The 18,272-nt window shown below is 68.5% G+C and carries 15 protein-coding genes and 1 pseudogene; 3 read left to right on the top strand and 13 right to left on the bottom strand.

The annotated features are described in order from the left end of the window. Positions 1 to 20: 20 nt before the first annotated feature. Together HWX76_RS14190 and HWX76_RS14185 are read right to left on the bottom strand one after the other, a co-directional pair. Positions 21 to 803: a substrate-binding domain-containing protein gene (locus tag HWX76_RS14190; protein ID WP_050016896.1), complete on the bottom strand. Its 783-nt coding sequence runs from the start codon at positions 801 to 803 to the stop codon at positions 21 to 23. A gap of 55 nt (positions 804 to 858) precedes the next feature. Continuing rightward, complete coding sequence (locus tag HWX76_RS14185) at positions 859 to 2,154, bottom strand: MFS transporter (protein WP_089490404.1); 1,296 nt, start codon at positions 2,152 to 2,154, stop codon at positions 859 to 861. Positions 2,155 to 2,499: 345 nt separating this feature from the next. Here HWX76_RS14185 and HWX76_RS14180 point away from each other — a divergent pair, with 345 nt between their 5' ends. Next, positions 2,500 to 4,008, top strand: coding sequence for a GGDEF domain-containing protein (locus HWX76_RS14180; RefSeq protein ID WP_176015961.1), 1,509 nt, complete (start codon positions 2,500 to 2,502; stop codon positions 4,006 to 4,008). 110 nt (positions 4,009 to 4,118) lie between these two features. Here the strand turns inward: HWX76_RS14180 and HWX76_RS14175 are convergent, their stop codons facing one another. Beyond that, positions 4,119 to 5,018 (bottom strand): LysR family transcriptional regulator, encoded by a 900-nt coding sequence (locus tag HWX76_RS14175; RefSeq protein WP_176015960.1) that lies wholly within the window; start codon positions 5,016 to 5,018, stop codon positions 4,119 to 4,121. 110 nt (positions 5,019 to 5,128) lie between these two features. Between HWX76_RS14175 and HWX76_RS14170 the strand changes: the two genes are divergently transcribed. Together HWX76_RS14170 and HWX76_RS14165 are read left to right on the top strand one after the other, a co-directional pair. Continuing rightward, entirely contained in the window at positions 5,129 to 5,992 is an 864-nt protein-coding gene (locus HWX76_RS14170; protein ID WP_176015959.1) for an NmrA/HSCARG family protein, read from the top strand. Positions 5,993 to 6,035: 43 nt separating this feature from the next. After that, a pseudogene (locus HWX76_RS14165) lies at positions 6,036 to 6,188 on the top strand (cupin domain-containing protein); the annotation flags it as partial. 42 nt (positions 6,189 to 6,230) lie between these two features. Here HWX76_RS14165 and HWX76_RS14160 read toward each other — a convergent pair. From HWX76_RS14160 to HWX76_RS14115, 10 genes are all read right to left on the bottom strand, one after another. After that, complete coding sequence (locus HWX76_RS14160; RefSeq protein ID WP_235356281.1) at positions 6,231 to 7,115, bottom strand: GNAT family N-acetyltransferase; 885 nt, start codon at positions 7,113 to 7,115, stop codon at positions 6,231 to 6,233. 81 nt (positions 7,116 to 7,196) lie between these two features. After that, a complete protein-coding gene (locus HWX76_RS14155; protein ID WP_050016884.1) occupies positions 7,197 to 8,384 on the bottom strand; it encodes a M20 aminoacylase family protein in 1,188 nt (395 codons plus the stop codon). Positions 8,385 to 8,453: 69 nt separating this feature from the next. Continuing rightward, positions 8,454 to 9,911 carry an aldehyde dehydrogenase family protein gene (locus HWX76_RS14150; RefSeq protein WP_176015958.1) on the bottom strand — a complete coding sequence of 486 codons (1,458 nt, stop codon included), beginning with the start codon at positions 9,909 to 9,911 and terminating at the stop codon, positions 8,454 to 8,456. Continuing rightward, entirely contained in the window at positions 9,908 to 11,185 is a 1,278-nt protein-coding gene (locus HWX76_RS14145; protein WP_124630184.1) for an FAD-binding oxidoreductase, read from the bottom strand. The genes HWX76_RS14150 and HWX76_RS14145 overlap by 4 nt, the downstream gene beginning before the upstream one ends. A 133-nt stretch (positions 11,186 to 11,318) precedes the next feature. Further along, complete coding sequence (locus HWX76_RS14140) at positions 11,319 to 12,644, bottom strand: FAD-binding oxidoreductase (RefSeq protein WP_050016878.1); 1,326 nt, start codon at positions 12,642 to 12,644, stop codon at positions 11,319 to 11,321. A 2-nt stretch (positions 12,645 to 12,646) separates the two neighbouring features. Continuing rightward, complete coding sequence (locus HWX76_RS14135; protein WP_089490408.1) at positions 12,647 to 13,381, bottom strand: cupin domain-containing protein; 735 nt, start codon at positions 13,379 to 13,381, stop codon at positions 12,647 to 12,649. A gap of 121 nt (positions 13,382 to 13,502) precedes the next feature. Continuing rightward, positions 13,503 to 13,934 carry an AraC family transcriptional regulator gene (locus HWX76_RS14130; protein WP_176015957.1) on the bottom strand — a complete coding sequence of 144 codons (432 nt, stop codon included), beginning with the start codon at positions 13,932 to 13,934 and terminating at the stop codon, positions 13,503 to 13,505. A 23-nt stretch (positions 13,935 to 13,957) separates the two neighbouring features. After that, entirely contained in the window at positions 13,958 to 15,292 is a 1,335-nt protein-coding gene (locus tag HWX76_RS14125; protein ID WP_080334362.1) for an FAD-binding oxidoreductase, read from the bottom strand. Positions 15,293 to 15,431: 139 nt separating this feature from the next. Next, on the bottom strand, positions 15,432 to 17,306 hold the full coding sequence (locus HWX76_RS14120; RefSeq protein ID WP_050016874.1) for an ABC transporter ATP-binding protein: 1,875 nt from the start codon (positions 17,304 to 17,306) through the stop codon (positions 15,432 to 15,434). Next, entirely contained in the window at positions 17,306 to 18,262 is a 957-nt protein-coding gene (locus HWX76_RS14115; RefSeq protein WP_089490410.1) for an ABC transporter permease, read from the bottom strand. Before HWX76_RS14115 ends, HWX76_RS14120 begins: the two co-directional genes overlap by 1 nt. Positions 18,263 to 18,272 lie beyond the last annotated feature (10 nt).

Below are 18,272 nucleotides of genomic sequence, written 5' to 3'. Positions count from 1 at the left end.
CGCCTTCCCGTCGATCGGGTTCAATGCGCGGAAACGGAATCCAGGCCGGTCGACTTCACGTCGGCCTGCACGTCGGGCGACGCAAGATAGTCGAGCAGCGCCTTCGCTTCCTTGGGGTGCTGCGCGCCGACCGGGATGCCGGCGGCGAAGCGCGTGACGGACTGCAGCGATTCGGGGATCTTGCCGACGAAGGTCGCGCCCTTGACGGGCAGCAGCTCGCTGACCTGCTGGAAGCCGATTTCGTAGTCGCCGTTCGCGACCACCGACGCCACCGGAATCCGCGGGATCATCTTCGCCTTCGACTTCACCTGTTCCTCGATCCCGAGCTTCTTGAACAGTTCGCGTTCGATATACACGCCGCTCGCGCTGTCCGAATAGGCGATCGATTTCGCGTGCAGCAGCACCTGCTTGAGGCCGTCGGCGGTGCTGATGTCGGGCTTGGCCGCCCCGTCGCGCACGACCATGCCGATGCGCGAGTCGGCCAGATCGACGCGCGAGTCGGGGATGACCTTGCCCTGCTTGATCAGATCGTCGAGCGCGTAGCCGACCATGATCACGGCGTCGGCCGGCTCGCCGCGCGCGAGCCGGTTCGGAATCGCTTCGGGCGACTTGCCCATCGACGGGCCGAGCGCGGTCGCGAGCGTATTGCCCGTCGTGGACGCGAACCGCGGGCCGAGCACCTTGTACGCGGCGGTGAAGCCGCCCGAGCTCATCACGTGCAGTTCGGCGGCCTGGACGTTGGCCGCGACCGCCGCGGTGGCGACGAGCGCGGTCGCGCAGTATTTCAGGAACAGGTTTCTCATGGTCGTGGTCGTGCGGATGCGTGGGTGGGAATGAACGTTCCGGATCGGCCGGACATCAATGCGCGGGCGTCAACGTCGCCGTGCGGTGACGATACAGCGCGAACGTCGCGAGCAGCGCGCACACGGCGGCGAAGCTCATCCAGTAGCCCGGTGCGGCCTTGTCGCCCGTCGCGTGAATGAGCGCGGTCGAGATGGCCGGCGTGAAGCCGCCGAACACGGCCGTCGCGAGGCTGTACGCGAGCGAGAAGCCCGCGACGCGCACCTGCACCGGCATCACTTCGGTGAGCGCGACGATCATCGCGCCGTTGTAGATCCCGTACATGAACGACAGCCAGAGCAGCACGAGCAGCATGTTGACGAACGACGGCGCGTGAGCGAGGAACGACAGCGCCGGATACGCGGTCACGACGGTGAGCATCGTCATGCCGACCAGCAGCGGCCGGCGGCCGATCCGGTCGGACAGCGCCCCGCCGATCGGCAGCCACACGAAGTTCGACACGCCGACGCACAGCGTCACGAGCAGGCTGTCGGCGGTGCTCAGATGCAGCACGGTCTTGCCGAAGGTCGGCGCGTAGACGGTGATCAGATAGAAGCTCGTGGTGGTCATCGCGACCAGCATCATGCCGGCGATCACGACGCCCCAGTTCTGGACCAGCGTACCGAACACTTCCTTCATGCCCGGACGATGCTTGCGGGCCTTGAACTCCTGGGTTTCCTCCAGGTTGCGGCGCAGCATGAAGATGAACGGCACGATCATGCAGCCGACGAAGAACGGCACGCGCCATCCCCAGGCGCCGATCTGCGATGCGCTCAGCCACTGATTGAGCGCGAAGCCGAGGCCCGCCGCGATGACGATCGCTACCTGCTGGCTGGCCGATTGCCAGCTCGTGAAGAAGCCCTTGCGGCCCGGCGTCGCGAGCTCGGCCAGATAGACCGACACGCCGCCCAGTTCCGCGCCCGCGGAAAAGCCCTGCAGCAGCCGGCCGATCAGCACGAGCACGGGCGCGAGCAGCCCGATCGTCGCGTAGCCCGGCACGAACGCGATCAGGATGGTGCCGCTCGCCATGATCGACAGCGTGACGATCAGCCCCTTGCGGCGGCCGACCTCGTCGATGTACGCGCCCAGCACGATCGCGCCCAGCGGGCGCATCAGGAAGCCGGCGCCGAACACGGCGAAGGTCATCATCAACGATGCGAACTCGCTTTGCGCGGGGAAGAAGACGTTGGCGATCTGCGTGGCGTAGAAGCCGAACAGGAAGAAGTCGAACTGCTCGAGAAAGTTGCCGGCCGTGACGCGAAAGATCGCGGCGGCCTTCGAGCGTTCGGCCGGAAGGCTGGACGAGGGGTGCATCTGGGTGTCTCCTGAAAATCCTGGAATACGCGGGAGGGGCTGGTCGATTGTCGTTTTCCGGCATGTTGGCGCGGTATCGATCAAACGATAAGTGCGATTTTTGGAAGGATTGATGCAGTGTGGTTATCAATCGACGTGATTTGCACGGGTCCAGGGCCGCGCCCGGGCCGTCTCGCCGCATGGCCGCGTGGCCGCACACGTTTGCGTCGTCGCGTCGTGCCGTGGTCGTCGACGGGCTGTCGAAGGGCAGCCATGCAGGCCTCGATTTTTTGTTAACCGTGCCGTTAACGGGAATTGGACCCGCGCCGGCGCAAGTGCAGCCGGCATCTCAACACGAGCGCGAGCATGCCCGCATTCACTTCGATCGAGAAAATCGCCGACTGGGCCGGACGCCACCCGTTCGTCGTCGGCGCGTTGGGCACGCTGATGTCGCTTGCGGCGCTCGCGATCAGCGCGGTGACGCTGTGGGTCGCGCGCAGCGAAGTCGTCGAGCATGCGCACGAGACGTCGCGCAACGTCGCGGCCGTGCTCGCGAGCCAGATCGCGAGGACGGTCGAAACGTCGAACAACGCGCTGATCGCGCTGGCGGCCGACCTCGGCAAGCCGGCCGTGCAGCGCATGGACGCCGGGTTGCGGCACGACCTGCTGTTCGAGCGCACCGCCGCGCTATACGTGACCGGCATGGGCGTGACCGACAGTCGCGGCCGGCTGATCGACGGATGCTGCAGCACGACCCACCGGTGGGACTTCGCCGATCGCGACTACTTCAAGGTCCATCGCGATGCGGACAACGTCGGGCTCTACGTCTCCCAGCCCTATCGCGCACGCTCGCGCGGCGGCAAGGAATCCATCGCGCTGTCGCGACGCATCGAGCGGCCGGATCATGCGTTCGACGGGATCGCGGTCGTCGCCGTCGATCTCGCCTACTTCGAGCAGTTGCTGTCCCGCCTCGATGTCGGGCCGAACGGGGTCAGCGCGATCGTGCGCGCGGACGGCACGATCCTCGCGAGAAACCCGTCGTTGAACGAAGGCCAGATGAACCTCCTGCGTCGCTCGACCTCCTTCAAGCGGATGGTAAACAGCGAATCCGGCTTCTATCCCGCGCGTTCGAGCATCGACGGCATCGTGCGGTTGTATACCTACCAGCGGATACCGGGCACCCCGTTGATCGCGGTCGTCGCGCCGGCCGAACACGACGTGCTGGCCGGCATCCGGCGCCTGTCGTGGACGGTCGGCGTGTCGGCATCCGTGATCTGCGCATTGTTCGGTGCGGTGGTCTGGCTGCTGGCCTTCGCGTTGCGCGACAATTTCCGCAAGCAGACGCTGCTGACCGATCTCACGCGTACCGATCCGTTGACCGGATTGCGCAATCGTCGCGCGCTCGATACCGCGCTGGCCGACGAATGGGAGCGGTTGCAGCGCGGCAGCGGCGGCACCCTGTCGGTGCTGTTCATCGACGCCGATCACTTCAAGCAGTACAACGACCGGCACGGGCATGCGCAGGGCGACACCGCGCTGCGCTTTCTCGCCGAATGCATCCGCGCGCATACGCGGCGGCGCGGTGACCTCGCCGCGCGCTACGGCGGCGAGGAATTCGTCGCGGTGTTGCCCGATACGGATGAAAACGGCGCCGCGCGGGTCGCCGAAGCGATTCGCCGCGAGGTGGAACGCAACCGGCTCGACGGGTTTGCGGAAACCGTTCCGCCTTTCACCGTCAGCATCGGCTGTGCGACCGGCCGGCGCGCGCGGCACGCTTCCATGCTCGCGCTGACGCACCAGGCGGACATGGCGCTCTACCGCGCGAAGCGCGAAGGCCGGAACCGCGTGTGTTGCGCGCAGCCCGAGCCGGCGTGAACGCGGCGGTTCGGATCGGGACGGGCGGCGGCACATGCGCTGCCGATCGCGACGGCATTCCGCTCAGGACATCGCGGCGACGCGCGTGCGCTGCCGCAATCATGGCCGTTTCACTGTCCGGGTTCGATATACGCGGCCAGTTCTTCCGGCTCACCTGACGGAAACGCGTCCTTCAGGTGATCGAGAAACGCGGACACGCGCGTGCTCAATAATCGCCTGGACGGATACAGCGCCCACAGCGCGATATCGGAACCCGGCACGTCGCCCCAACTGACGAGCGTGCCGGCGGCCAGGTCGCGGCTCACCAGTGAGGCCGGCAGGCACGCGGCGCCCAGGCCGAGGCGGACCGTATCGCGCACCATGCTCAGCGACGACAGTCGTGCCACGGGGTCGATCGGGATGCGCGCCGTCCCGGCCGGCCCGGCGACCTCCCAGGCAGTGCGCGTGTCGTTCGCGCCGCGCACCACGGCCGGTGCGGGCGCGTCGCTGCCCGGCCGCGGCAGTTCGGGCCGCGCGACGACGACCAGCCGGTCGCGCAGGAACACGCGCCCGATCAGGCTCTCGTCGGGGTCCGGGTTCACGCGGATCACGAGGTCGTACCCTTCCTCGATCATGTCGACGGGCCGGTCTTCGGTCGTCACCTCCAGCCGGACGTCCGGGTATCTCAGCGCGAACGTCGCCACCAGCTTGCCCATCGCGAACTGGGAAAACAGCATCGGCGCGCTGATGCGCAGCCGGCCGCGCGGCCGCTCGCTCCCCGCTGCGATCGCCGATGCGCTGTCGGCCAGCTCCGCGAGCAGCGCGCCCGTCCGCTCGTAGAGCGCGCGCCCTTCCTGCGTGAGCTTCACGCCGCGCGAGCCGCGCTCGAACAGACGCAGCGACAGGCTGTTCTCCAGTTCCGCGACGCGGCGCGACAGCGTCGCCTTCGGGCGATCCGCGACCCGCGCAGCCTCCCCGAAGCTGCCATGGCGGGCGACGAGATTGAAATCGGCGAGAGCGAGCAGGTCCATGTGTTCCACCAGTGAGACGATATGTCTATTTATCACATCTTCCGGATCATAGGTGGATCACATAACTTACGTGGGCAGTCAATCCCATCGTTATCTCAGGAGTGAACATCATGACCATTCTCGTTACCGGCGCCACCGGCCGTGTGGGCCGCCAGGTCGTCCGTCAACTCGTCGATCGCGGCGCCGACGTACGCGTGCTGGTGCGCGATCCGGCCAAGGCCGATTTTCCGGCGGCGGTGACCGTCGCGCAGGGCGACATGCTCGACGTCGACGCGCTGCGGGCGGCCTTCTCCGGCGTGCGCACGCTGTTCCTGCTCAACGGCGTGGCGGGCGACGAATTCACGCAGGCGCTGATCGCGCTGAATCTGGCCCGCGAAGCGGGCATCGAGCGCGTCGTCTATCTGTCGGTCCTGCACGCCGACCGCTTCGTCAACGTGCCGCACTTCGCGGTGAAATTCGGCGCCGAGCGGATGATCGAGCAGATGGGCTTCGGCGCGACGATCCTGCGGCCCGCGTATTTCATGGACAACGAATCGATGGTGAAGGACGTGATCGTCGGGCACGGCGTGTACCCGATGCCGATCGGCGGCAAGGGCGTCGCGATGGTCGACGTGCGCGACATCGCGGAAGTCGCGGCGATCGAGTTGATCCGCCGCAACGATGCGCCGGGCAAGCTGCCGGTCGACACCATCAACCTGGTCGGGCCCGACACGCTGACCGGCACGCAACTGGCGTCGATCTGGTCGGACACGCTTGGCCGCCCCGTTGCGTATGGCGGCGACGATCCCACGCCGTTCGAAGACAATCTGGCGACGTTCATGCCGAAATGGATGGCGTACGAAATGCGGCTGATGGCCGAGCGCTACGTCAGCGACGGGATGGTGCCGGAGGCCGGCGACGTCGAGCGGCTGACCGCGATCCTCGGCCGCCCGCTGCGGACGTATCGCGACTTCGTGGCCGCGCTGGCGCGTTGAGCGGCGTCCCGGGCGATGCCGAGCGCTTACACCCGTCTACTGGATGCACGTCGTGCCGCGCGGCACGCGGCACAACCCGGTCGCCGACGATGAATGCTGGATCGTGCTGATCGAGCCCGTGCGGACGCGGCACACCGGAGACGTGCAGTCGCCGTTGACCCGCGCGATCGACGAGCAACTGGGCCGGACGCACTGACGTCACCGCAGCGCGAGGCAAGCCCGCGCGTGCGGCCGAGGACTACAGCATCGCCTGACTGACGAGTGCGTACTGTCCGCAGACGGGGTCGGCCGGCCCTTCGTGCGCCGACGCCGGCGCGTTGCGCACCATCTTCGAACACGTATCGACCCGCGCCAAACCCTGTTCGGCCAACCAGTCCGGCAAGCCGGTCCCGTCCGGCACGTCGATGCGGACGAATTCGCCTTCCCGTTGCGTCAGCCAATGGCTGACGAGCGCCTTCGCATACGCATCGTCGCTCGCGCGCGGCGCCGCCACCGGACCGATCACGTCGCCGCGACCGAAGCGCCGCAGCACCGAAAACGCGACCACCTCGCCATCGCGTTCGAGCACGACGCTTTCACCGCGCTGGAACAGCGCGGCCATCAGCGCATCGCGCTGGAGCCCGGACGCGCGCGCGTCCAGCTCGACGAGGCGCGGCCAGTCGGCCGGCGATCCTGCCCGCAGCCGCACGCCTTCGGGCAGGACCACGTCGGCCGGCTGCACCACGTTCCCCTGATACTGGCTCAACGATCCGCACACGTTGAAGCCGAGCTTTTCATAGAGCGGCCGACCGGCCGGCGTCGCATGCAGAAACGTGATGCGCGGCCCCAGTTCGTCGATGAGGATCTCCATCAGCTTGCGGCCGATGCCTCGCCCCTGATGCGCGTCGGACACGATCACATGCCCGATCGCGGCGCGATCCGCACCGTACTTCCAGCACATCGCCGTGCCGATCACCACGCCGTTTTCCTCGGCCGCGAATGCGGTCGACGTGTCGGCGGAAAACTGCCAGTCTTCCGCCCTGAACGGCCAGCGAAGCGCCACCGAGAGCGCGTGGGCCGCGGGGACGTCCGCGGCGGTGAAGCGCCGGTAGCGAAGCGCCGGCATCGTGTCGGAATCGTTCATCTCGTTTTCCTGTTTCATCAAGCAATCGTTACAAAAGTGTCGTCGTGCGCCACGGCCCGACTTCAATGCCGGCTTCGCGCATCATCGCGATCGCGCGAAGTAATGCTGCGCCAACGCGACCCAGTACCGGACGCCGGCCGGAATGATGTCGTCGTTGAAGTCGTATTTCGGGTGATGCAGCGCCGGTGAGGCCGCGCCGTCCTTCGCATTGCCGATCAGCACGTACGCACCCGGCCGTTCCTCCAGCATGAAGCCGAAGTCCTCGGACGTCATGTTCGGCGGCACGTCGCGCTCGACGCGCGCCTCGCCGAACGTATCGCGAATCACCGCTTCGCACAGCGCCGTCTCGGCCGGCGTGTTGACCGTCGCCGGGTAGTACTGAAAAAACTCCACGTCGACCTGCGCGCCATAGGCCGCCGCGAGCCCTTCGCACGCGAGCCGCACGTCGCGCTGCAGCTTCTGCTGCAACGCCGACGACAGCGTGCGGATCGTGCCGCGCAGCTCGGCGGTGTCCGGAATCACGTTGTCCGTCGTGCCCGCATGGAACATGCAGACGGAAATGACCGCCGGGTCGACAGGGTCCTTGTGCCGCGCGGCGATGGTTTGGCACTGCAGCACCATCGAGCACGCAAGCGGCACCGGATCGATGCCCAGATGCGGCTGTGCCGCGTGCGCGCCCTTGCCCGTCACCGTGATCCTGAAGCGCGAGCCCGCGGCCATGATCGGGCCGGTGCGCAACCCGAAATGCCCGGCCGGCAGACCGGGCCAGTTGTGCATGCCGAATACCGCTTCCGTCGGGTATTGCTCGAACAGCCCGTCGTCGATCATCTTGCGCGCGCCCGCGCCGCCCTCTTCGCCCGGCTGAAACACGAAATGGACGGTGCCCGGCAACTGCGGCAGTTCCTTCAGCACGCGTGCGGCGCCGAGCAACATCACGGTATGGCCGTCATGGCCGCACGCATGCATGATCCCGTGCGTGCACGACGCGTGCGCGAAGTCGTTGGCTTCGTGGATCGGCAACGCGTCCAGATCGGCGCGCAGCACGATGCCGCGGCGCGGATCCGCGCCGGGCAGGCTCGCGACGACGCCCGTGCCGCCGAGCCCGCGCGACACCGCATAGCCGAGCGCCTCGAGCTCGCGGGCGACGACGTCCGCCGTCCGGTGTTCTTCGAATCGCAATTCGGGATGCGCATGCAGATCGCGGCGCAGCTTCGCCCAGTGCGCGTGATGCGTTTGCAGCGATGTGTCGGGAATCACGGGGTTGTCCAATTTCGGCACCTTCGGAATGTAGCGGGCTTCGAACTGTACTGCCGGCGCGAATCGCGCGCAGCGACTGCGTCAGTCGTAAAAGCCGACGATCGACTTGATCTCCATGTACTCCTCCATCCCTTCGATCCCGTACTCGCGGCCGTTGCCCGACTGCTTGTACCCGCCGAACGGCGCCTGAGGGTCCCATGCCGGGTAGTTCAGATGCACCTGCCCCGCGCGGATGCGGGCGGCCACCGCGCGTACGCGGTCCTTGTCGGTGCCCTGCACGTGCGCGCCGAGCCCGTAGACCGTATCGTTCGCGATCGCGATCGCTTCGTCGACGGTGTCGTAAGGCAGGATCGCGAGCACCGGGCCGAAGATCTCCTGCTGCGCGATCGCCATGTCGGTGCGCACCTCGGAGAAAATCGTCGGCCGCGCATAAAAGCCGCGCTCGAGACCCGCGGGCCGGCCGGGGCCGCCGGCGATCAGCTTCGCGCGTTCGTCGATGCCCACGTCGATCATCTGCGCAACCCGCCCGAACTGTGCGCGATTGGCCAGCGGCCCGTGCGTCGTGGCCTCGTCGAACGGATCGCCGACGACGAGCGTTTGCATCGCCGCGACGGCCAGTGCCTCGACCTCGCCGAGCACGGCGCGCGGCACGATCATGCGGGTCGGCGCGCTGCACGACTGCCCCATGTTGCGGAACGCGGCGGCCACGCCGGGCGGGACCGCACGCGACAGGTCCGCGTCCGGCAACACGATGTTCGGCGACTTGCCGCCCAGTTCCTGCGCGACGCGCTTGACGGTCGGCGCGGCCGCCTGCGCGACGAGCACGCCGGCGCGCGTCGAGCCGGTGATCGACACCATGTCGACCTCCGGGTGCGACGAAAGCGCCGCGCCCACCGTTTCGCCGCTGCCGCTCACGAGGTTGAAGACGCCGGCGGGCACGCCCGCGTCGGCGAGCACTTCCGCGAACAGCAGCGCGCTGAGCGGCGACAGCTCGCTCGGCTTCAGCACGACCGTGCAGCCGGCCGCGAGCGCCGGCCCGACCTTCGCGGTGATCTGGTAGATCGGCCAGTTCCACGGCGTGATCAGCGCACACACGCCGATCGGCTCGCGCGCGACCGCGGTCGTTCCGCGCCGCTCGATGAACGGGTAGCGCGCGAGGTTGTCGCGTGCGACGCGGATATGTTCGGCCGCGAGCGGCACGTGCGCGGCACGCGCATAGCCGATCGGTGCGCCCATTTCCATCGCGAGCGCGGCGGCGAACAGTTCGGCGCGCTCCAGCATCAGCGCATGCACGCGGTCGAGCAGCGCCGCGCGTTCCTGCGGCGACGTCGCGGACCAGCGTTCGAACGCGCGGCGCGCGGCCTGCACCGCGCGGTCGGCGTCGCGCGCGCTGCCGAGCGGGATCTCGCCCAGCGTGTCCTCGGTGGACGGACTGACGACTGCGAACCGGTCGCTGCCGTCGGGCAACACCCAGTCGCCGTCGATGAAGAAACGCTCGAGCCGGCCGGCTTGCATCAGGTGAACAACAGGGGAATTCATTGAAAAGAGTCCTTGAGTCGATACCAGGCGCCGACGAACGGCAGGAACCACGGTTTGCCGAAGTGACCCGGAATCGCGGGCCAGTCGAACCCTTTCCACGGGTTGAGGTCGGCGCGTCCGTCCATGATCTCGGCCATCAACGTGCCCATCAGCGTGGCCATGTGCGTGCCGTGGCCGCTATAGCCCATCGAGTAGTAAACGCCGTCTCGCTCGCCCGCGCGCGGCAGCCGGTTGGCCGTCATGTCGACCATCCCGCCCCAGCAGTAGTCGATGCGTACGCTGGCCAGCCCGGGAAACACGGCGGCCAGTTGACGCCGCAGGATCGCGCCGCTCTTTTCGTCCGAACGCGGATTCGACGTCGCGAACCGCGCGCGGCCGCCGAACAGCAGACGGCCGTCGGGCGTCGTCCGGAAGAAGTTGACGAAGTTCTTCGTGTCGGTGGCCATCCGGCGTGTCGGCAGCAGGCGATCGAGCAGCTCGCGCGGCAACGGCTCGGTGACGATGATGAAGGCGCCCACGGGCACGACCCTGCGGCGAATCCAGCCGAACGGCCCGACGTGCGAAATGCCGCTCGCGAGCAGCACCTGGCGCGCACGGATTTCGCCGAGCGGGGTGCGCGCCGCATAGGTGCCGCGCGTGTCCCGCTTCAATTCCAGCACCGGCGCCTGCTCGACGATGTGCGCGCCGCGCGCCTGCGCAGCGCGCGCCAGGCCGCGTACGTAACGGCCGACATGCATCCCCGCGCTCTTGCCGAACAGCAGCCCGCCGTGATAACGATCCGAGCCGATCTCGTCGCGCAGCTCGGCCTTCGTCACCAGGCGCGTGTCGGGGTCCACGCTCGCCGCGAGCAATGCCTGGCTGCGCGCGAGCTTGTCGTAGTGCTCGGGCTTCGCCGCGAGCTTCAGCTTGCCGGTGCGGGCGAAATGGCAATCGATCGACTCTTCTTTCACGAGCCGCTCGACCGTGTCGACGCCCGCGTCGAACGCCAGATAGAGCCGGTTCGCCAGTTCCGTACCGAGACGTTGCGACAGCGACGCGTAATCCTGCGCGAAGCCGTTGTTGCACATGCCGCCGTTGCGGCCCGACGCCGCCTGGCCGACGGTGCCCGCCTCGCAGACGATCACGCGCGCGCCCTTCTTGGCCAGCGCCAGCGCGGCGGCCGAACCGGTGATCCCGCCGCCCACCACCAGCACGTCGCAGCTGCCGTCGGGCAATTCCGGCGAGTGGCTCACGAATGGCTCCGACGTATCGAGCCAGTACGAACTGAAACGCATCACGCACTCCCAAGCTGTCGCATCGCACTGACGGACCGGCGAACGTTCGCCGCACCGATCCGGCCGCTCGTGGGCGGTCCGGCTCGATGCGCGTCGTACTCAGGCGACCGCTCATCCATGTAACGGCGTTGCATCAAAAATCGGCGACCTTGCCCCATGCGGACTCGCTGAACCGGCCGGGCCGGTACGGCGCCGGGTCCACGAAAGGTTGCGCACCGGATGCGAGATCGGCGATCAGGTGCCCGGCGCCCGGGCCGATCCCGAAGCCGTGACCCGAAAACCCCGCCGCGAGGATGAGCCCCGGCACGCCCGGCACTTCGCCGATGCCCGGCACGCCGTCCGGCGTGCTGTCGACGAACCCGGCCCACGCGTGCGTGATCTTCGCTTCGCGCAGTTCGGGCAGCAGTTCGGACGCGCGTCGGTACGTTTCGGTGATCGTCGGCATGTCGGGCTTCGGATCGAGAATGCGTACGGCTTCCATCGGCGTCGGCGCGTCGAGGCGCCAGCGCTTCAACGTTTCATGGCCGCCACGCACGCCTTCGAGGCCGCCCGGCAGCAGATTGCGCCAGCGTTTCGCGAACATCGGCACGAATTGCGGCGCGAAGCGCAGGAACTGCGGCGTCAGGTCCACGCGCGCGCGGCCGCTGATCGCCAATGCGTAGCGTCCGTCGCTGCGGCGCGTGATGGACACGCCGGACGTGTACATCGCATCCGGCAACGGCGTGTCGACGGGCGACACGCTCAGGATCGACTGACGGATCGACGCTTGCGGAAAGCGAATGCCGAGCTGGCGGCAGAACGACGACGCCCATGCGCCGCCGGCCATCACGGCCGTTCGCGTCTTGATGACGCCCGCCTCGGTGACGACGCCCGCGACACGGCCGCCTTCGAGCTCGATGCCGCGCGCCGCGCAGTGCTGGTGGACACTGCCGCCCAGCTTGATCAGCGCGGCGGCCACGGCCGGCGCGGCCTTGCCCGGATCGGCCGTGCCGTCGGTCGGCGAGAACACGCCGCCCTTCCACTGCTGCCCGGTCGCCCGTCCGCGCTCGGCGGCCTGCTTGCTGTCGAGCATGTATGTGGTCACACCGGCGGTCTTCGCGAATTCGCCCCAGCTGGCCCAGCGCGACAGCTCGGCCTCGTCGTTGCTGAGATACAGCAGCCCGCAGCGATGAAAGCCGGTGTCTTCTCCGGATTCGGCGGCGAAGCGTTCCCACAGATCGATGCTCTTGCTCGCCATCGGCAACTCGCGCGCATCGCGGTTCTGCTGGCGGCACCAGCCCCAGTTGCGGCTCGACTGTTCGGCGCCGATGCGCCCTTTCTCGACGAGCGCGACCGATATGCCGCGGCGGGCCAGATAGTAGGCGGTGAAGACGCCGATGATGCCGCCGCCGATCACGACGACGTCGGCCGCGGCCGGCGGCGTGGACAAGGTTTCGATATGGCGCAGCGGAGGGGACATGCTCAGTCTCGTTCGGTGGAGGGTTTGACGTTCTGCATCACGTAGAACTTCGCGACGCGTTCGCTGCTTTCCCACCCGATCGACGCGCCGCGCGGCACGAACAGCGCGTCGCCGGTGCCCAGCGACTGCACGCTGCCGTCGGGCGCCGCGAACCGGACGCCGCCGTCCAGCAGGAACATGAACTCGTTCGCGCGATGCGGCCGGACGATCCGGTGATACGGCGTCGAATCCCACGTGCCCGCGCAGTACCCGGCGCCGTCGTCGGTGAACACGTTGTCGCTGCGGCATTGCGGCGCGGGGCCGAGCAGCACCTCGGCCGGCAGCGTGGCGGACGGTTTGAAGTTCGCGTCGGCGTGCAGCGCGAAGATGCCGCGTTTCGTCGGTGTCTCGCACGTTGCCGCGCAGAACATCAGCAGTACCGGCGATGCCGCGGCGATACGCAGCGCGGTGCCGCAGCCGATCACGGCGCCTTGCCCAGGGCCGACCACCAGCGGTGCGGCCCCGGGCGCTTCGAGCGTCAACTCGCCCTGGACGACGACGAGGGTTTCGATGTGCGGAAAGCTCGGCACATCCAGTTCGCCCACGAAGCCGATGCGCCCCGCGGCCATCGCGTCGGGGCCTTCCCACGCGATCTCGCGATGCGACGCGAACGGATCGCTCGCGCCGAGCGCCTGCTTGCTGAATGCGGTGGAAGACGGTGCGCCGTCGGCCCGGTGCAACACGAAAACTGCGGTCATTTCTGCTCCTGTGCAGTGCGTGACGGATTCGTTCGAAAGCGGTCACGCGATATCGGAAATCGTCGTTCGCCGGCTCGCCTGCCGGAAAATTCTCAGCGGGGCATGTCGTCCATACGTGTGCTTACGCCGCGTGACACGATGCATCGCGGCGTTCGGCGCGCATGCGCGCCGATGGCGCTCGCACCGGTGCGCCGCCCGTACGGGCGACCATGTAATCGCGCGGCGTGATCCCGAGCACGCGTCGAAAATGCCGGCACAGATGGCTCTGATCGAAGAAGCCGACGTCGGTCGCGACGACCGACGGCGCGAGACCGGCGCGCAACAGGTCCTGCGCCCGCCGTATCCGCACGAGACACAGATACCGGTGCGGCGACAGCCCGGTTTCGCTGCGAAAGCGCGCGGTGAAGCGCGACACGCTCAACCCGGCCACCGCCGCGAGCGTGTCGAGGTTCAGCGGCTGCGCGAACGACGCGTCGATCGTGCGCAGCACGTCGCCGATCGCCGGCGACACGGGCCGCGCGACACGCGGCGAGCCAACGAATTGCACTGTCATGTCGAATTCTCCCGGCGCGCGCTTCAATGCAGGAAATCCTGCATCCGGTAATACGCGCCGACGAGCGGCAAAAACCACGCGTGCCCGAAATGGCCGGGTATCGCCGGCCAGTCGAGCTCGCGCCACGGGTTCGACGCGGCCGCGCCATACAGCACGTCGGCCATCACGCGGCCCATGTGCACCGACATCTGCACGCCGTGGCCGCTGTAGCCCATCGAGTAATAGAGCCCGTCGTGCTGGCCCGCGCGCGGCAGCCGGTCGGCGGTGATGTCCACCAGCCCGCCCCAGCAGTAGTCGAGCCGCACGCCGGCCAGTTCCGGGAAGTAGCCGGCCATGCCGGCGCGCAGGACGTCGCCGCTCTTCGCGTCGGAGCGCGGGCTCGACATCGCGAAACGCGCGCGGCCGCCGAACAGCAGCCGGTTGTCGGGCGTCACGCGGAAGTAGTTGCCGATCTGGCGCGACGTCACGTAGGCGCGGCGATGCGGAAACAGCCGGTTCAGCTGCGCATCCGGCAGCGGCTCGGTCACGACGATGAAGCTGCCGACCGGCGCGATGCGTCGCCGGAACCATGCGAACGGCCCGTGCTGCGATGCGCCGGTGGCGACCAGAACGCGGTCGGCAACGATCGTGCCGCGGGTGCTGGTGATCCGGTGGCGCTCGCCGTCGAGCCGGTCGATCTGCGTGACGGCCGCGTGCTCGACCACGCGTGCGCCGGCCCGCACGGCCGCTTGCGCGAGGCCGACGCCGAACTTGCCCATGTGCATCTGTGCGCCGTTGCGCTGCAGGAGCCCGCCGTAGAAGCCGTCGGATGCGATTTCGTCGCGGATCCGCGACGGTTCGATCAGTTCGATATCCGGATCGACGTCGCGCCGCAATGCGTTGAAGGTCTTTTCGAGCCCCGCGAAATGCTGTGGCTTCGCGGCGAGCTTCAGCTTGCCGGCGCGCCGGAAATCGCAATCGATCGCCTGTTCGGTCACGATCGTCTCGACGCTCTTCACCGCGCTTTCGTATGCGAGATAAAACTGCTTCGCCTGCGCGGCGCCGATGCGGGCGGCCAGCGACGCGTAGTCCTGCGCGACGCCCGTATTGCACTGGCCGCCGTTGCGGCCAGACGCTTCGCCCGCGACCTGCGCGGCTTCGAGCACGACCACCGAAACGCCGCGCTGCGCGAGCGCGAGCGCCGCCGACAAACCGGTGAACCCGCCGCCGATCACGACGACGTCGGCCCGCCCTTCGACGGGGCCAACGCTTCCGGCGCGAAACGCGGGGCGGGTATCCAGCCAGTACGATTCCAGTTTCATCGGATCCTTCTCGAGCATTTCCGCAACGACGATCGGCGACCGTTCAATGAGAATCATTTAATCACCGTCAAAAACCGCAGTTGCCGCGTATTCGCGCGCGGCACGCGTGCAAATTGCCGTTTTGCGCGACCGCCGCGGCAGACTATGCGGCGGGCCGTTCACCGCCCCGCGCGATGCACGGTTCGCGCGCCACGCACTACAGCTGCAGCGGCGCGACACCGGCGGGAATCGGCTCCGCCTGGAAGCGCGCGAGATCCTCCTCGCTGCGATGGCACAGCACCTGCGCGCCGTTGCCGAGCGTGCGCAGCGACGGGGCCGTCCGGTTGCACACGCCGTCCACGCGCATCGCGCAGCGCGACAGGAACGGACACAGCTCGTCCTCGTTCTCGCGCGCGCCGATCGGCACCAGCGGCCGGTGGCAACGCTCGGCCGCATCGTCGAGCCAGCCCGCGCGCAGTTCCGGCGCGGACGACACCAGCAGATGCGAATACGGGTGATAAGGCGGCGCGCACAGCGCGTCGCGGCTGCCCGTCTCCACGCGGCGGCCCGCATACAGCACGACGATGTCGTCGCTGATCGCGCGCACCTTCGCGATGTCGTGCGTGATGAACACGTACGACACGCCGAGCTTTGCCTGCAGGTCGCGCAGCAGCTCGATGATCGCGGCGCCGACGACGGTGTCGAGCGCCGACGTGACCTCGTCGCACAGGATCAGGTCGGGCTCGGCCGCGAGCGCGCGCGCGAGGTTCACGCGCTGCTTCTGCCCGCCCGACAGCTCGCCGGTCCGCCGCGACGCCACCGCCGGCGGCAGCCGCACGAGCTCGAGCAGCTCCGCGACGCGCTGGCGGGCTCGCGCGCCCTTGATCCCGTGGTAGAACGCGAGCGGTCGTGCGAGCGTGCGCTCGACGGTATGCACGGGGTTGAGCGCGGTATCGGCGTTCTGGAACACGATCTGCACGCGGCGATGCTGCTCCTTGGTGCGCTTGACGATATCGCGTGCGAGCGGCACGCCGTCGAGCAGGATCTCGCCACCGGTCGCCGGCACGAGGCCCGCGATCACCTTCGCGAGCGTCGTCTTGCCAGAGCCCGATTCGCCGATCACGCCGACCGTCTGCCCGCGCCCGATGCGCAGGTCGACTTCATGCAGGATCACCTTCGCGGGCCAGCCGTTCGCGGCGCGGCCGCCGTAGCCCGCGATCGCGCCGCGCACGTCGAGCAGCGGTGTGGGCGCGGCCGGCTCCTGTGCTTGCGCCTGCGCGTCGCGCTCCGCATCGTTCGGCGTGACCGCGGCGATCAGGCTCTGCGTGTACGGGTGCGTCGGCGCATGCAGGATCTGTTCGGTATCGCCCGCCTCGCGGATCACGCCGTCGCTCAGCACGACGATCCGGTCGGCCATCTGCGCGACCACGGCCAGGTCGTGCGACACGTACACCGCGCTCATCCCGCAGCGCTTGATCACGTTCTTGAATGCCTGCAGCACGTCGATCTGCGTGGTCACGTCGAGCGCGGTGGTCGGCTCGTCGAGGATCACCAGCTCCGGATCGGTGATCAGCGCCATCGCGGCCATCAGCCGCTGCAACTGGCCGCCCGATACCTGGTGCGGATAGCGTTTGCCGATCGTCTCCGGCTCGGGCAGCGCGAGCGCGCGAAACAGCTCGATCGCCTTCGCCTGCGCGTCGCGCTTCGTCATCGTCTTGTGGATCAGCGCGCTCTCGATCACCTGGTCGAGAATCGTGCGCGACGGGTTGAACGCGGCGGCCGCGCTCTGGGCGATATACGCGACCTTGCGGCCGCGCAGCGCGGTCAGCGCCGGTCCGGAAAGCGTGCACACGTCGGTGCCGTCGAGCTTCACCGAGCCGCCGGCGATCCGGCATCCGGCGCGCGCATGGCCCATCAGCGACAGCGCGATCGTCGTCTTGCCGGAGCCCGATTCGCCGATCAGCGCAAGCACCTCGCCGCGCCCGATGTCGAAGTCGACGCCGTGGACGATCGTCGTTTCGTCGCCGCCCGGCCGGCCGCCGACCACGCGCAGCCCGCGCACCTCGACGAGCGGATTCGATTCGTGTCGCATCAGTGTCCTCCGGCGGCGCCGGCCGCGCCCTTGCGGCGGCCGCGATGCGGCAGACCGTCGATCAACAGGTTGACGCCCACCGTCAGGATCGCGATCGCGACCGCGGGCATGATCGCGACGGCCGAGCCGTCGCCGAGGCTCGCGATGTTCTCGCGCACGAGCGAGCCGAGGTCCGCGTACGGCGGCTGCACGCCGAGCCCGAGAAAGCTCAGGCCGCTCAGCAGCAGCACGACGAACGTGAAGCGCAGCCCGGTGTCCGCCAGCATCGGGTGGATCATGTTCGGCAGCATCTCGACGCACGCGATGTAGAGCGCGCTTTCGCCGCGCGCCTTGGCCACCTGCACGAATTCGAGCGTGCTGATGTTGACGGCCAGCGCGCGCGCGATCCGGTACGAGCCGGGCATGTAGCTGACCGCGGCGGTGAGGACCAGCAGCGGCAGCGACGAGCCGAACGCGGCGACGAACATCAGCGCGAACATCTTCGACGGAATGGACGTGAGCGCGTCGAGCAGCCGGCTCATCGTCTCGTCGACCGCGCGGCCCGACACGGTCGCGAGCAGCCCGAGCGTCGTGCCGGTCACCGCGGCGAGCAGCACCGCGGCCAGCGCGAGCAGCACGGTCAGCCGCGTGCCGTACAGGATCCGGCTCAGCATGTCGCGGCCGAGGAAGTCGGAGCCGAACGGCAGCTTCGCGCTGAACGACGCGAACACGTCGGGCGTGACGATCGCGCCGACGTCATGCGGCGCGATCAGCGGCGCGAACACCGCAACGAACAGCATCAGGCCGGCCATCGACAGGCCGACGCGGCCGCCGGTCGTCAACGCGAGGCGCGTGGCGCGGCGCTTGCGCGGCTGGTCGGGAGCAGGCGCGGCAGGCGGCATGCTGCCCCGCCCGAGGGGCGGGTCGCCGGAGGGCGGCAGCGCGCTGCTGCGTTGTACGGGTTCGATCGGTTGCATGGGCGGCATC

Origin of the sequence: Burkholderia sp. BCC0398 (genome assembly GCF_902833245.1) — a bacterium.
Classification (GTDB): Bacteria; Pseudomonadota; Gammaproteobacteria; order Burkholderiales; family Burkholderiaceae; genus Burkholderia; species Burkholderia sola.
Note: the sequence above shows the minus strand (reverse complement) of the source record. Positions and strands in the feature narration are given on the sequence as shown.